The following is a 15,389-nucleotide window of genomic DNA, read 5'->3' as shown; positions in this document are numbered from 1 at the left end:
CGTCAAGCTTTCAGTCGCTCCATCTTTGGGTCGTAGAGGCAACGCGCGCCGCGCGTGGCGTGCCAGTTCTGTCCAAAGGCCTCGATCTCAAAAGCGGTCTTTCCGGCGATTTCTGTCGGTAGGTAGGCAAAAGCGATGGTCTTGCCGGTCCAGTGACCATAACCGCAAGAGGTCGTCGAACCGACGACTTTGCCATCCAGCAAGACTGGCTCCCCACCCAAGAGTGGAGCGAAACCATCGATTGCCAGGGACACGAGCTTACGGCTGACGCCTTTTTCATGAATGTGGGCCAACGCTTTGCGACCAGTAAAGTCGCCCTTTTCCAAGGCGACGCAAAAGCCCAACCCAGCTTCATAGGGGTTGTAGTCCGGGCTGATGTCGCCCGACCAGTAAAGGTAACCCTTTTCTAAGCGGCAACTTTCAACCGCACGGTAGCCCGCATTGGACATGCCATGAGTTTCACCGGCCTCCCACAGGGCTTCGTAAACGGCGGCGGCAAACTCCTGTGGGATATAGAGCTCGTATCCGAGTTCACCGACATAGCCGACACGAACGGCCAGGGCTTGCGCGTTGGCTAATCCAATCTTGCGGATTGCGAGGAAGGGGAAAGCCTCGTTGGATAGATCATCGTCGCTGACAGCTTGCAGAACTTTGCGCGCGTGCGGCCCGCAAACATTGATGGTCGCGTATGCGCCTGTGATCTCAACCATCGACACGCCTGCGCCGGGCATTTGTCGTTCGATCCAGTCACTATCGCGAACGCCAAAGCCGGACCCGGTGACAAGCCAGAAGTGATCATCGTCCAAATGCAACAGCGTTACATCGGCCTCGATCCCGCCCCGGTCGTTGCAGAGTTGCGTGTAGATTGCTTTTCCCTTGGGCCCCGAGAGATCGTTGGCGGCGATCCTTTGCAAGGCTGCAAACGTTCCCGGCCCTCGCAGTTCGAACTTTGAGAAGGAGCTTTGGTCGATTAGGGCCACGCGCTCTCGAATGGCGCGCACCTCTTCCCCCACACCGTCGAACCAACTTGGTTTGCCTTCGAAGCTCGGCACGTCTTCCAGTGGGTCGCCGTCGCGACGGAACCAATTCGGCCGCTCCCAACCAAACTTGGAGCCGAAGACCGCGCCGCGCGCCTTTAGCGGTTCGTAGAGGGCCGAGCGGCGCAGACCGCGTCCGGCGAGCGATTCCTCTGCGGGCCAGTGGATTTTATAGTAGGCGGCATAGGCCTCGACGGCGCGCTGCTCCAAGTAGCGAGCCTGCGCGTGTACCGGGCCGAAACGCCGAACGTCCAAAGACCAGAGGTCCATACCCGGGTTGCCTTCGAGTATCCAGTTCGACATGGCTTGACCAGCCCCTCCCGAAGCGGCAATCCCGGCCGTGAAACCGCAGGCGACGAAGAAATTATCCAGACCGGGTGCCAGGCCCATCATTGGCTCGCCGTCGGCCGAAACCGGGATCGGGCCGTTGATGATTGTCTGAATGCCGATCTCATTCAAAACCGGCAGGCGTTCTGCAGCGGGTAACGCGAAACGCTCCAAGCGATCCAGGTTGCCTTCAAAAAGCTCGCGGCCGAAATCCAGTGGCGGCTTGCCGCGCCAGCACCCGCGCGTGCCGTCCTCCCAACCGCCGATGGCGAAGGACCCGGTATCGGGTTTCAGATAAAAGTTCTTGTCCGGGTCGCGCAGGGTCGTCAGGTCCTTCGGTAAGTCCAGCGCTTTTTCCGTAAGGAAGTATTGATGCTCGACAACCCCTGCGGCCAGCGCTACCCCGGCCATCTCACCAACGCGCTTGGCCCAAAGGCCGGCACAGTTGACCAGAATATCGCAGCCAATGGTTCCGTGATCGGTGACCACGCCCAGAATGCGGCGGCCACGGCGGACAATCTCAACGACACTGGTGTGCTCTTCGATCTTTGCGCCGTATTTGCGCGCGGCTTTAGCGAAAGCCTGGGTCAGAGCATAGGGGTCGATGTAACCATCGCCGGGAATGAAGGCAGCACCCTCGATTCCCTCTGTCGTGATGTAGGGGAAAAGCTTGGCGGCTTCCTCGGCGGAGAGCGCGTGGCACTCCACGTCGAAACTGCGAGCCTGGCCCATCGAGCGGCGGATTTCACTCCAGCGATCCGGGGAGGAGGCAAGGCGTAGGGAGCCGACCTTCTTCCAGTCGATCGCCGCATCGGTTTCTTCGGCGAGACGATCGAAAACCGCGACCGAGTTCTGCATCAGGCGCGTCAGGTTTCGTTTGCTGCGGAGTTGCCCGACCAGTCCGGCTGCGTGCCAGGTACAGCCCTCGGTGATCTGGGCCTTCTCAAGCAACAGAACATCTTTTTCGCCGGCTCTGGCCAGATGGTAAGCAACGGAGGTGCCTATGGCCCCGCCGCCGATGACGATGATGCGTGCGTGACGGTCAGCGGAAAAGGTCATTGCGGACGTCCCTCACATCTTGATGCGGGCGTTGGCTGCGTCATAGAGCGGTTCCAAGTGTAGCGTTGCCGGGACGCGTTCGGTCGCCACCACCAGTTCGTAGTTACCGCTGCTCAGGTAATCGTCGTTGACGCCATCGGCGTGGCGGACATATCCGAAACCGATCGACTTGCCGACGCTATAACCGAAGCCGGCACTGGTCAGATATCCCGCAAATTCGCCGTTGCGGAGGATCGTCTCCCGCCCCAGCAAAACGACGCCTGAGTCCTCAACCGTGAAGCAAGCCAGCTTCTTTTTGAGGGGTGAGTTGGCGGTACGCTCTGCGGCAGCACGGCCGATGAAGTTCAGGTCTCTCTTCAGCTTAACGGCCCAACCAAGTCCAGCCTCGAATGGAGAATCGTTCGGCGTGATGTCAGAGCCCCAGGCGCGGTAGCCCTTTTCCAGCCGCAAGGATTCGATGGCCCGATATCCACAGGGTCGAATCCCGTGGGCCGCGCCTGCTGTCATCAAGGCATCGAAGATGTCCCCGGTCGCCGAGAGTGGCGTATGCAATTCCCAACCCAATTCTCCGACGTAGGTGATGCGCAGCGCGCGCACTGGATGCCCCGCAATCTCGACCTCTTGGACATGGCCGAAGGGGAAGGCTTCGTTCGTGCAGTCAGCTGTGGTGACAGCCTGCAACACATCGCGTGCTTTGGGGCCCATCAGGGAAAGCGTTCCGAAATCTTCGGTGACGTCGGTCAGAGTCGCTTCGCCACCATCGGGCAGGTGGTCACGGATCCAGGTGCCGTCATGTGTGCGGAAGCCCGTGCCGGTCACGATGTAGAAGTGATCGTCGGCCAATCGCGCCACCGTCAGGTCGCATTCGATGCCGCCGCGACTGTTAAGAAGCTGCGTGTAGGTCAGCCGGCCCGCAGGCTTGGAGACATGGTTTGCGCAGATAGCATCCATCGCCGCCGCAGCGCCGGACCCACGCAGTTCAAACTTGGCAAAGGACGATTGGTCGAACAGGCCGACGGCCTCGCGTACGGCGCGATGCTCCTCGCCGACGGCGTCGAACCAGTTCTGCCGCCCCATGCTGTACAGGTCCTGCGGTTCGGTCCCCGGTGGCGCGAACCAATTGGGTCTCTCCCATCCCAGCTTCGAGCCAAAGACCGCCCGGCGTTCCTGCAGGCGTTCATAGAGCGGCGAAACGATGCGGGGGCGGCCTGTTTCATACTCCTCGTGCGGGAATCCGATGGTGTAGTGCTTGCCGTATGCCTCGAGCGTGCGGTCGCAGACCCACTGACGATCCCGGTGCAGTTCCGAAAAGCGCCGGATGTCCACCGTCCAGAGGTCGAGCGGGGCCTCCCCGCTCATCACCCATTCCGCGAGCACCCAACCCGCGCCGCCGCCCGAGGCGATGCCGAAGGCATTAAAACCGGCGCCGACATACATGTTCTCGCATTCGGGAGCCCTCCCGAGAATGAAGTTGCCATCAGGCGTGAAGCTTTCCGGCCCGTTGATCATCTGCTTGACCCCGGTGTTTTCCAAGGCGGGTACACGGGCGATGGCCTGATGCAGATGTTGTTCGAAGTGGTCCCAATCGTCATCGAATAGCTGAAACTCGAAGCTGTCAGGCACGTCGCCGGTCGTCCAGGCCTGCGGGTTGGGTTCGTAACCACCCATGACGAGGCCGCCGACTTCTTCCTTGAAGTAAGTGCGGCGGTCCGGGTCACGCACGGTCGCGGTGTCGCTGGCCAACCCCGCGATGGGCTCGGTAACGATGTACTGATGCTTGACTGGTTGCAGCGGCACATTGATGCCAGCCAGTTCGCCCAGTTGCCGGGCCCACTGTCCGGCGCAGTTGACGACAGTCTCGCAGGCGATCGTTCCTTGCGCGGTTTCAACAGCAGTGATGCGCTCGCCGTCCATCCGGAATCCGGCAACACGCACGCCTTCGACGATCCGGACGCCGTGCATCCGCGCGCCCTTTGCCAGTGACTGCGTAATGTCGGTCGGGTTGGCCTGACCGTCCGTTGGCAGGAAGGTGGCGCCAACAAGATCGCTCACATCCATCAGCGGCCACATGGCCTTGACCTCGCTGGGGCTCAACAAATGCATGTCCATGTTGAAACTGCGGGCCGTCGTTGCCAGGCGCTTGAATTCGATCCAACGGTCTTCGTTGCAGGCAAGCCGCAAGCAACCGCTCATCTTCCAACCCGTCTCCAGCCCGGTCTCAGCGTCCAGTTTCTTGTAGAGATCGACCGAGTAGCGTAGCACCTGGGTAATGCTGGCAGACGAGCGCAACTGGCCGACCAGCCCGGCAGCATGCCATGTCGAACCGGAGGTCAACTTGCCTTGTTCCAGCAGCAGCACCTCGGCTTTGTGGTCCTTGGCCAGGTGATAGGCGGTGGAACAGCCGATGATCCCGCCGCCGATGACGATGATCTGGGAATGGGAGGGAAGCGACATGGGGGTATCAGGCCTTTCCGTAACGTGACCGGTAGCGCGCCAGTTCAGCGGCGAGGCGGTCCAGGTTTTCTTGTGTGTAAGCTTCGTAGTCGACGCCGGGTGCTGAGAGGTGGAGTTCGGAAACCGAGCTCCAGAGTGTCTCGCGCAGCAAGGATGCGCATTTCATGGCGGCATGACTCCGCAGCAGGGCGGGCGACGGTTTCTCATCGAAGTAACGGGCCAGGAGCGCTTCGTCCTGCTCGGGCGAGAAACCGGCATTCGAGGCGATACCCGCCAGATCGAACATGGCGGTGGAGAAACCGGCGTACTCGAAATCGATCAGCCAAATCCGCTTGTCGTCCTCGATGAAATTGGCGGGCAGCAGATCGTTGTGACCGAAGATGATCGGCAGCGGCACCTGCACGGCCTCAAACTCCTCGGATAAATCCAGAAACTCCGGCAACTTTGCCGCCATTCGGCTACCGCCGGCCTCCAATGTGCGGGCATAATCTCGGATTACATGGAATACCCAGAACAGAAAAGCGGCGCCGCTAACATGACGCGGCATCGCTTGGTGAAAGCCTCGGATCAGATCGGCGATCGGCTCCAGATTGGTCTGAACTTCATCAGCTCCATAGGTTTGACCCTCGATAAAGACCGTAACCATCAGACCAGGCTCGGCATAGGTCACCTCCGGTGCGAAGCCCGCCCGGACAGCGGCCCGGGTGGTCATTAGTTCCCGGTCACGAAAGACGTGATGAAAAGGGAAATCACGGCCCAGGCGGACAACCTGTTTCCGGCCCGCGTCGATCACGGTATAGCTTTCGTTGCTCAGGCCGCCTTTCAACAACACCGGGTCAACCGATCCAGCCCAGATTGGCAAGCCCTTGATGCGCGTGATGCTGTCGCTCATGTCTCGTCTCCCGCGCCCGGCGAGAGGCCAAGTCGGGCCCGGGTCTTGGCCGCGCCTGCCGAGATCAGGCGGTCAGCGATGATGGCTATGAAAGCCACAGCCAATCCTGAAACCAAACCCCTGCCGGTATCGGCCTTGGTAAGCGCGATGTAGACTTCCTGACCCAGGTCGCGCGTGCCCACCAGGGCCGTGATGACCAGCATGGAAAGAGCCAGCATGATGGTTTGATTGAGGCCCAACATGATCGCCGGCAAGGCAAGCTTCAGCTTGATCTTGAAAAGCAGTTGGATAGGCGTGCAACCGGCGACCGTTCCGGCCTCCACCAACTGCGGATCGATACGCTGGAGGCCGTGGGCGGTGTAGCGTATGGCGGGGGAAATCGCATAGGCAATGACCGCCAGCATGGCCGTGAAGTCACCGACCCGAAACAACATCACCGCAGGCATGAGATAAACGAAGGAAGGCAGCGTCTGGAGCGTGTCGATAATCACCCGAACGAACCGCCAGACGCGCTCGCGCTCGGCCGATAGGATGCCGATCGGAATGCCGATCAGCCCCGCGAGAACGACCGAGATGCCGCAGAGGTAGACCGTGATCATGGCCTTTTCCCATTGCCCGGTCGCGGCAATCAGGAAGGCTAGTGCAGCGACGGTCGCGGCCAAACGCCAGCGGCCGAGGCTCCAACCCGCCAGCGCCAGCAGTGCTGCGACGCCAAGCCAAGGGAGGTCGAGAAGGAAGCGTTTGAAGGGGATCAGAAGGTTTAGTAGCAGGGCATTTTTCAACCCTTCGAGCTGATCGAAGAAATTGATATTGATCCAGCGCAGGATGTCGCCCCAGAAGGTGCCGGTCGAGATTTCAGCCGCCGACGGATAGCTCTGGAAAGCAACGCTGCCGAGGCCCAGCACAAAGGTGACGGCAATGAGCGCGACCGCGGAAAGACTGTAAGGGTAGCGTCGCCAGACGGGTAATTGCTGATCGTCATCGCCGCTATGTTGACGACTTCGTGCCGCATAGGCTTGCGAGAGGCGATCCAGCGCTATGGCCAGGGCGACAATGGCAAACCCAGCCTCGAAGCCGGTACCGATGTCCAGGCGCCGCAAGGCTGCAAGCACCTCGTATCCTAACCCCCCGGCGCCGATCATGGAGGCAATGATCACCATGTTCAAAGACAGCATGATCACCTGATTGACGCCGACCATGAGCCCTGGTCTTGCCGAGGGAACCAGCACGCGCCAAGTCATTTGCCGTCGGGTGCAACCGATCATCCGGCCCAAATCCTTGATCTCGGGCGGTACGCTGCGCAGCGAGACAATGCTGATGCGTGTCATGGGTGGCAGGGCATAGATGATAGTGGCGACGATGGCTGCCGTCGGACTAAAGCCGAAGAGGAAAAGGATCGGCACAAGGTAGGCAAAAACCGGGATCGTCTGCATCAGATCCAGGATGGGCGTAATGGCTCGTTCGAACCCGCGGGAGCGATAGCCGAGAATACCCAGTAACAGGCCACCGACGATGCCGATCGGGACGGCGATCAAAATCGAGGCCAGCGTTACCATGGCGCTGTCCCACTGGCCAAAGAGTGCAATGAAGCCGAAACAGCCCGCGACCAGCAACGCCAAGCGAACGCCCCCGGCGTAAAGCCCCATCATCGCGATGATGCCGATGATCGCGACCCAAGACAGGGGCGGCACAACTTGTACGGCGTCGGACCCCTGGCCTTCGAGGAAGCCGGTGGAAAGCAAGCTGAGCGCCACGCGATATGGGAAGTCGATGACATCTGCGATGAAGCGCGTCATTTCCGTAAAGGAAAAGAGGCCAAAACCGGCGTCATCCAACAGCCAGTTCATGAAATCCCGAATCCAGTAGCGCAGTGGAATTTCATAGGCGCCGGGATACTCGAAAGCCCACGCGAACAGGGTTTCGCCAAACTGCCAGAGGAGCACAAATAGTGTCAGCGCGACGAGCCAAACGAGGTTTCGTCCCTTGAAGCTGCGCCTTGCACTGCTGCTGTCCATCTCAGCCTCGCATCATGACCGCGACCACATCGTCGCGCAGCAGAAGGCCCTGAGGTTGGCCGGCGTCATCAATCACACTTAGCGTACTGATGCCTTGTTCCAGGAGCGGGGCGATTTCGGCGATGGTAGCCTTGAGAGAAACCTCTGGTCCGAGCGCGTCGGCAGGCAACTGGTCGTTGAGCGGCCGCATCAAGGAGGCCGCGCGCATCACCTTGGCTTTGGCGACGCTGCGCGTGAACTCGGCCACGTAGTCGGTTGCGGGGTTCAGCACCAGATCTTCCGGTGATCCAATCTGGACAACCGCGCCGTCTTTCATGATCGCGATACGGTCGGCCAGACGGATGGCTTCGTCAAAATCGTGTGTTATGAAGACGATGGTCTTCTGCAAGACCGACTGCAGGCGCAAAAACTCGTCCTGCATTTCCCGTCGGATCAAGGGATCGAGGGCGGAGAAGGGCTCGTCCAGGAACCAAAGTTCCGGCTCGACGGCCAGGGAGCGGGCGATACCGACCCTTTGCTGCTGACCGCCCGACAGTTCGCGTGGATAGAAGCCCTCACGGCCCGCCAAACCGACCAAATCGACCATTTTGGCGGCGCGTTCTTCGCGGCTGCGCCGGTTCAATCCCTGAACCTCAAGTGGGAAGGCAACGTTTTCCAGCACCGTCATGTGCGGGAGCAGGGCGAAGTGCTGAAACACCATCCCCATGTGATGGCGCCTGATTTGGACCATGCGCTCCGCGCTGGCTTCCAACAGATTTTCACCATTGAAGAGAATTTCACCTGAGGTTGGCTCGATCAAGCGAGACATGCAGCGCACCAGCGTCGACTTGCCGGAGCCCGATAGACCCATAATGACAAAGCTCTCGCCCTCGCGAACCTCCAGGTTTACGTCGCGAACAGCGCCGATGAGGCTGGCCTCTTGTAGAGTTTCTTCAGTGATGGGATGGGCAGTATCGCGCGCGGCCATGAAACTCTCCGCGTGCGGGCCGAATATCTTCCAGACGGACCGGCAGACGAGCTTCGCTTCTGATTCGGACATGGCCTACCTGTCGGCTCCCAGGCTTGAGTGCGGTGAGTGCGGCTCGATTGGTGCGGGCCGCCGGCGAACCTTGAGGCTCGCCGGCGGCCAACACAGCCTTGCGGCTTACTTGATCCAGGTGGACCAGCGCGCCTCGTTGTTTGCCATCCAGTCGGCGACCACTTCGTCGATCGACTTCCCTTCGAGGTCGACGGCGGTGATCATCGCACCCATCTCGCCGTTGTTGATGTTGAAGGCTTTTACGGCGTTGCTGGCGCCCGGCCACTTATCCTTGAGCCCGGCCCAGGAGACCTTCCAGATCGGTCCGCGTGGCTTACCGCAGTCATAGGTTTCGTTGGGATTGCTGCCCCAGGACGGATCTTCGTAGCACTCTTTCGTATAGGCCGGGAATTCGACCCACTCGCCCTCGTACTTCGCAGGTGCCCAGTGCGGCGCATAAACCCAAAGCATGACCGGCGCTTTGCGCTGATACGCGCTTTCCAACTCTGCAAACAGCGCGGCATCGGTGCCGGCGTGCACGACCTCGAATGGCAGGTCGAGAGCTTCGGCGCGCTCATCGTCGAAGCCGCCCCAGGTAACGGGGCCTCCCAGATAGCGCCCCTTAGGAGCGGTTTCGGCGGTCGCAAAGGCTTCGGCGCAGGACGCTTCTTTCAAGGCTTCCCAGTTCGGCAATCCCGGGCACTTTTCTTTCATGTAGGTCGGGTACCACCACTCCTCGATCGCCTGCATCCCGGTTTCACCGAGATTCTCGACCTTGCCGGTTGCCGTCGCCTCATCCATGGCGTCGCGTCCCGTGGTCTCCCAGATTTCCATCGCAACATGTAAATCGCCGCTCTTCAAACCGGCGAACTGGGCAATGTAGTCCGCTTGCACGTACTCGATATTGTAGCCGGCCTTCTTGAGAACCTCGCCCATGATCTGGGTGGTGATCAATTGACCTGTCCAGTCGTGTAGCGTCAGCTTGATCGGGTCGCGCGATTCGACCTCCGCCTGAACGTTGGTTGCGGCCAGGCTCAGCCCCGCGGTCACAGCAAGGCCGATGAAAGCGCGCCTCAATGTCATATTGACGGTCTTCATATGATTGTCTCCCTACCTCGACGGCGCCCTTCTCCAGACGCTCCCCTGTTTACTTCTAAGGGGCATAGTCTGGCGGCGGCAGTTCGTTGGAGTCAATCAGCTTTGAGGTGAAAAATTGGTGTTTTTCGAATAATCTGTGGTTTTACCAATAAAGGTTGCGCAATATCATCTTAGTATTTGGCATTTTTAACCGGTAACCACATGAATACCACAAAGAGAAGAAACGCGATCCTGGAACGCGTTGTAGAGCAAGGGTCGGCCAGAGTGAGCGACCTCGCCAGCGATCTGGGTGTTTCGCTGGAAACCATCAGGCGCGATGTGCGGCCGCTGGTGGAGCGTGGCGAACTTGTGAAAACCCATGGTGCGGTCTTCGCGGTCGATGCCTCTCGGGAAGCGCCATTTGAGCGCCGTTTGCGTGAACACGCGGAAGGCAAACGCCGGATCGCCCGCCATGTCGCTGGCCTGATTGAAGACGGCGACAGCGTCATGATGGATACCGGAACCACGACCAGTATTCTGGCGCGTGAGTTGCTGGCGAAGAAGCGTTTGATCATCGTCACCAATTCTTCTGACGTCGCGCGCATCCTGGCGACGGTCAATGGCAACAAGGTCTACATGGCGGGCGGCGAGTTGCATGGTGACAACGGTGCGGCGTTTGGGCGTTCCGCCATCGATTTCATAAGCAATTTCAAGGTCCGTTTCGCCATCATCTCGATCGGCGCCATCGATGCCCGCGTTGGGCCGATGGATTTTAGATTGGCGGAGGCCGAGTTCGCCCGCCGGGTTCTAGAATGCGGCGACGAACGCCTCGTGATCACGGATCACTCGAAGTTTCAGCGCTCGGCGCTGGTCAAGGTTTGTGATTTCGAAGAGTTTGATCACCTAGTAACCGATGTGCCGCCGCCCGAGGATATTGCCAAGCGCCTGACCGCGGCCGGGACCAAGGTCACAGTGGTTCCCTAACCGTGCCCGGAAGCTTGATTGCCGGTGTGCGTCAAGCAGGAACAAGAAAAGAACAAATCGCTTGACCGTCTACCTCTCCCTGTTTAGAACAAAAAAAGAACGAATGTGGCGGCAGGGAGCGATGACATGGAAATCGGCGGTATCATTGCAACGGCACTGACCTGTTTGGCATTGAACGTTTATCACGAGGCCAGGGGCGAACCTTTCCTGGGGCAAGTTGCCGTGGCTCAGGTCACCATGAACCGCGTGGCGAGTGCCTCCTATCCGGACAATGTCTGTGATGTTGTGACCCAGCCCTATCAATTTTCCTGGACCGGTGACGGGCTTTCGGATCAGCCCAGCGACCCCCGCGCCTGGCAGGACGCCTTGTCAGTGGCGGCAATGGTCCTGGATTTTGGTGCGCGTACTGCGGGCGTGAGCGATCAAACCCTGCATTATCATGCCACCAGCGTGACACCGGCCTGGAGTGCCGAAATGGCTTCCTTGGGCAAGATCGGCAATCATCGCTTCTATCGCCAATAGAAGAGGCCGGCGGTCAGGCGCGTTCGCGTGTCTTGTGAAAGCCTATTTTCGGCCAGTCCTGAATCGTGCGGTTCAGTTCCCAACTGTTACGCGCCATGAAAACCGGACCGCTGTCGCGGTCCTCCGCCATGCTGGCGCGGTGGCGCTCCTGGAACCGTTTCATTTCCGCCGGGTCTTCGGCGGTAACCCACCGCGCCGCCTCATATGGCGCGGTTTCAAAACCGGCGGCGATCTTGTACTCGGCGGCAATGCGCGAGGCGAGCACCTCAAGTTGCAACTGGCCGACCACACCGACAATCCATTCCGAACCTAGCAGCGGGCGGAATACCTGTGTCACGCCTTCCTCAGCCAAATCCTCTAAGGCGCGGCGAAGCTGTTTGGCCCGCATCGGATCATCGAGCCGAACCCGACGCAGGATTTCCGGCGCGAAGTTTGGAATGCCGGTGAAGCGCACTTCTGCGCCTTCCGAAAGAGTGTCTCCCACGCGCAGGGTCCCATGGTTTGGTATCCCGATGATGTCGCCGGGAAAGGCCTCTTCCGCCAACTCGCGCTCCTGGGCGAAGAAGAAGATCGGGTTATGCACGGCCATGGTTTTTCCGCTCCGCGCTTGACGTAGTTTCATGCCGCGTTGGAAACGCCCCGAGCAGAGCCGAAGGAAGGCGATGCGATCCCTGTGGTTTGGGTCCATGTTGGCTTGCACTTTAAACACGAACCCCGTAACGCGGTCTTCTTCCGGCCGAACTTCCGTGGGTTCAGCCGGTTGCGGCCGTGGCGCCGGCGCGTGGGTGGCAAGTGCCTGCAGGAGTTCGTCCACCGCATAGTCATAGAGCGCACTGCCGAAGATCACCGGCGTCATGTGACCGTCGCGGTAAGCCTTTGGGTCGAACTCCGGGTATCCCGCAAGGGCAAGCTCCAGGCTTTCGCGGAATGCGCTCAAGATGTGCTCGGGAATGCGTTCGTCCAGCTTCGGATCGTCCGGCCCTTCAAACTGGATCCGCTGCGAAAAAGCACCGCCGCGACCGCGGTCGGAGGTTAGCAGCTGATTCGTCTGGAGATCGTAAACGCCATAGAATTGGCCGCCCATGCCCATCGGCCACATGAGAGGAGTGACATCTAGCGCCAGTCCGCTTTCGATCTCGTCCAGCAGTTCGAAGGGATCGCGACCTTCCCGATCGACCTTGTTCACAAAGGTAATGATCGGAATGTTGCGTAAGCGACAGACCTCGAAGAGCTTTCGGGTCTGCGCCTCGATCCCCTTGGCTGCATCGATCACCATGATCGCCGAATCGACGGCGGTTAACGTGCGGTAGGTGTCTTCGCTAAAGTCTTCGTGGCCGGGGGTGTCCAGCAAGTTGAAAACGATGCCATCATGATCAAAGGTCATGACCGAGCTTGTGATCGAAATTCCGCGCGACCGTTCCATTTCCATCCAGTCCGATTGCGTGCGGCGGCGCTCGCCACGCGCACGAACCTGTCCTGCCAGACGGATGGCGTCGCCGAACAGCAAAAGCTTTTCGGTCAATGTCGTCTTACCCGCATCGGGGTGCGAGATGATTGCGAAGGTGCGTCGTGGCGCATCCACCGCCGTCTCACCGTTGCGTTGCCCGCTTGCCACTTTACCTGTTGGCGCCAAAACTAATCACTTCCCTCTCGGTTACAGCACGCGGGGTCTAACCGACAAAGCGGCCCGCTGTCACGCTCTTCTTGTGATCGAAATTTCAGCGTCGCTCTGAAACATGCCTCCTATGCGCGAAAAATCGTGGCTTCCCGGCAAAGGCTGCGGAATGCTAGCACCCATGCCGCAGTCGTCTAGCACCGTCATCGCCGCTCGATCTGGTGCCAGTTCATTGGCGGCAATCGGCTTCATGGTTGCAGCCGGCTTTCTGAATACGATCATGCTGTCGGCAATAAAGCACTTGGCGGACGACTTGCACCCCCTGGAAGTCGGATTCTTCCGTTGTCTCGTCGGCTTGATCGTGTTGCTTCCGGTCATCTGGCACGCAGGCGGCCTAGCGGTGGTGCGCACCGAAAGGATCGGCGCCCACATGCTGCGTGGTGCGCTCAACGCGGCGGGCATGCTGACGTTCTTCTGGGCAATAAGCTTGGCACCGTTGGCTACGATCTCTGCGATTGGTTTCACCGCGCCGTTGTTTGCATCGTTACTGGCAATCGTGATCTTGGCGGAGCGGGTCGGTTTGCGGCGCTGGATAGGAATCGGCGTTGGCTTTGCTGGCACGCTCATCATTCTGCGGCCGGGGGCGGATTCCATAGGGCTAGGGGCGTTGATGGCTTTAGGGTCCAGCGTTGCCTGGGCTGGCGCTATGATCGTCATCAAGCGCCTGACCGCAACCGAGTCGCCCTTGTCGATCACGGCCTGGGCTGCTTTCTTTGTCGGGCTTTTCTCGTTTATCCCAACGCTATTCGTGTGGCAGTGGCCAAGCGGCGCGCAGTGGTGGATGCTGGCTGGAATCGGGGCCCTGGGCAGCATGATTCAATTCTGTTTTGCAAAGGCTTTTTCGTTGGCCGACACCACTGTAGTCTTGCCGTTCGATTTTCTGAAGTTGGTGTGGGCCAGCATCCTGGGGTTCCTAATCTTTCAGGAGGTGCCCGATCTATGGACCTGGGTCGGCGGTTCGGTAATCTTTGGGGGGTCGATCTACATTGCCTACCGGGAGCGTAAGAGCGGAATCGAAACCGCTGTGACCGCGGCAAAGAGTCCGCCACCTTGATACAGATGCCGCTGCCGCGCACAGTATAATGAGTAAGCCGTTACACCCGATGTCTCGGTCATTGTCATCGGGACAGGAGAAAGGCTCGGATATGTCCGGTGTTTGCCTTATGGCCGATCTAGAGGCCCGCATTTCCACGCTTCAAGGGCAACTGCCCGAGGACCTGACGCGACAGGAATTAAAGGTGCGCCTCGTGGCCTTGCTCGCGGCCGAGATGGGTGTGCAGGAGTATGTCGCCGAAGAGGCCGTAGAGGCTTGGGCCGCCACACATTTGCGAGATGGCGAAGAGCGCGGCTAGTCGTCGCGGGCAAATTTCTCCTCTAGTATCCGCCGAAACCCTGTTATCGCGAGTGTTGCCGCAGGGCTGTCCTGTGAATTTCGCGCCAGCGCATAGATCGGTAGCTTCAGAATGGGAGCGGTCTCAACACGCTTCAGGCGTCCGCTTTTCAGATCGCCACCAACCAGGCTGAAGGGGAGGTAGCCGCTGCCTTTGGTTTCCAGCACCATTCGGTAGGCGAGCAGCCCTATGGAAATTACCAGTCCCGGATCGGCAAACTCCGGAAAGTGGGCCCGGTGCGCCACGGCAAAGTCACGCCCCCAGTCGACGTAGATATAGCCCTTTGGAAGGTTTCGCGACACCCGGCCCTGACCGGAACCGGAGCGCTCCAGCGATCCCGGGTCGCCGACCAAAACAAGGTCTTCCTCGCCGAGTCGGATGAGGTTTAGCCCAGGCCGGCTGTCGGGTGTGTACATGACAACCAGGTCGAAAAGCCCCTCAGCCATGCGCGACATCAATGTTTCCGGCGTTCCTGAATCAAGGCGCAGCGCGACATCGGGTGCCTTGCTGCGCATCCAAGGGACCCAGCTATCGAGGAGACGAAGCCAGAGACCTGCTTCACTGCCGATGCGAAGCCGCTCGCTGTAACGCTCCGGCAGTACCACATCCTGGCGGGCATGCTCCCAGGTCTCCACAAGCTGAAGGGCATGTCGGTGGAAATGGCGCCCGGCGGCGGTCAACTCCGCGCCGCGCTTGCCGCGCTGAAACAGGCTCGCGCCCAGGGAATCCTCCAGTGTCTTGATGCGGCTGCTGACAGTGGATTGCGATACATGCAGCCGCTCCGAAGCTTCGGAGAAGCTGCCGTAGGTCGTGACATCGATGAATGTCCGAATCAGAGATAAGTCCATGTCGTGGATTATATATCGGATTTATCGATAGATATTAGAGAAAAGTTTCGTTTGTCAGATATAAAAATCTACGGAACGATAGTGGCAAGG

General features: G+C 59.6%; 12 protein-coding genes. 4 read left to right on the top strand and 8 right to left on the bottom strand.

Annotated elements, in window-relative coordinates:
- Positions 1-2 precede the first annotated feature (2 nt).
- The 6 genes from ABIE63_RS15060 to ABIE63_RS15035 form a co-directional block, all read right to left on the bottom strand.
- Entirely contained in the window at positions 3-2,423 is a 2,421-nt protein-coding gene (locus ABIE63_RS15060; RefSeq protein ID WP_354505512.1) for an FAD-dependent oxidoreductase, read from the bottom strand.
- Between the two features lie 12 nt (positions 2,424-2,435).
- Positions 2,436-4,877 (bottom strand): FAD-dependent oxidoreductase, encoded by a 2,442-nt coding sequence (locus tag ABIE63_RS15055; protein ID WP_354505509.1) that lies wholly within the window; start codon positions 4,875-4,877, stop codon positions 2,436-2,438.
- 7 nt (positions 4,878-4,884) lie between these two features.
- The gene (locus ABIE63_RS15050; protein ID WP_354505506.1) at positions 4,885-5,769 is read right to left on the bottom strand and encodes a phosphotransferase; all 885 of its coding nucleotides are present in this window, start codon (positions 5,767-5,769) and stop codon (positions 4,885-4,887) included.
- Positions 5,766-7,784 carry an ABC transporter permease subunit gene (locus ABIE63_RS15045; protein ID WP_354505503.1) on the bottom strand — a complete coding sequence of 673 codons (2,019 nt, stop codon included), beginning with the start codon at positions 7,782-7,784 and terminating at the stop codon, positions 5,766-5,768. Before ABIE63_RS15045 ends, ABIE63_RS15050 begins: the two co-directional genes overlap by 4 nt.
- A gap of 1 nt (position 7,785) precedes the next feature.
- The gene (locus ABIE63_RS15040) at positions 7,786-8,823 is read right to left on the bottom strand and encodes a glycine betaine/L-proline ABC transporter ATP-binding protein (protein WP_354505500.1); all 1,038 of its coding nucleotides are present in this window, start codon (positions 8,821-8,823) and stop codon (positions 7,786-7,788) included.
- Positions 8,824-8,928: 105 nt separating this feature from the next.
- A complete protein-coding gene (locus ABIE63_RS15035) occupies positions 8,929-9,900 on the bottom strand; it encodes an ABC transporter substrate-binding protein (RefSeq protein WP_354505497.1) in 972 nt (323 codons plus the stop codon).
- 201 nt (positions 9,901-10,101) lie between these two features.
- Here ABIE63_RS15035 and ABIE63_RS15030 point away from each other — a divergent pair, with 201 nt between their 5' ends.
- Together ABIE63_RS15030 and ABIE63_RS15025 are read left to right on the top strand one after the other, a co-directional pair.
- The gene (locus ABIE63_RS15030; RefSeq protein ID WP_183417058.1) at positions 10,102-10,863 is read left to right on the top strand and encodes a DeoR/GlpR family DNA-binding transcription regulator; all 762 of its coding nucleotides are present in this window, start codon (positions 10,102-10,104) and stop codon (positions 10,861-10,863) included.
- Between the two features lie 126 nt (positions 10,864-10,989).
- A complete protein-coding gene (locus ABIE63_RS15025; RefSeq protein WP_354505494.1) occupies positions 10,990-11,385 on the top strand; it encodes a cell wall hydrolase in 396 nt (131 codons plus the stop codon).
- 13 nt (positions 11,386-11,398) lie between these two features.
- Here ABIE63_RS15025 and ABIE63_RS15020 read toward each other — a convergent pair whose 3' ends face one another.
- Positions 11,399-13,000, bottom strand: coding sequence for a peptide chain release factor 3 (locus ABIE63_RS15020; protein WP_354505731.1), 1,602 nt, complete (start codon positions 12,998-13,000; stop codon positions 11,399-11,401).
- 181 nt (positions 13,001-13,181) lie between these two features.
- On the opposite strand from ABIE63_RS15020, the gene ABIE63_RS15015 reads away from it, so the two are divergent.
- Positions 13,182-14,114, top strand: a complete 933-nt coding sequence (locus tag ABIE63_RS15015; RefSeq protein ID WP_183417061.1) for a DMT family transporter — start codon at positions 13,182-13,184, stop codon at positions 14,112-14,114.
- Between the two features lie 91 nt (positions 14,115-14,205).
- Positions 14,206-14,412, top strand: coding sequence for a hypothetical protein (locus ABIE63_RS15010; RefSeq protein ID WP_354505490.1), 207 nt, complete (start codon positions 14,206-14,208; stop codon positions 14,410-14,412).
- Here the strand turns inward: ABIE63_RS15010 and ABIE63_RS15005 are convergent.
- Positions 14,409-15,299, bottom strand: a complete 891-nt coding sequence (locus tag ABIE63_RS15005; RefSeq protein ID WP_354505487.1) for a LysR family transcriptional regulator — start codon at positions 15,297-15,299, stop codon at positions 14,409-14,411. The genes ABIE63_RS15010 and ABIE63_RS15005 overlap by 4 nt on opposite strands.
- Positions 15,300-15,389: the final 90 nt, after the last annotated feature.

The sequence above is a fragment of the Limibacillus sp. MBR-115 genome (assembly GCF_040549425.1).
Classification (GTDB): Bacteria; Pseudomonadota; Alphaproteobacteria; order Kiloniellales; family CECT-8803; genus Limibacillus; species Limibacillus halophilus.
The sequence above is the reverse complement of the archived record's forward strand: the minus strand, read 5'-3'. Positions and strand labels throughout refer to the sequence as shown.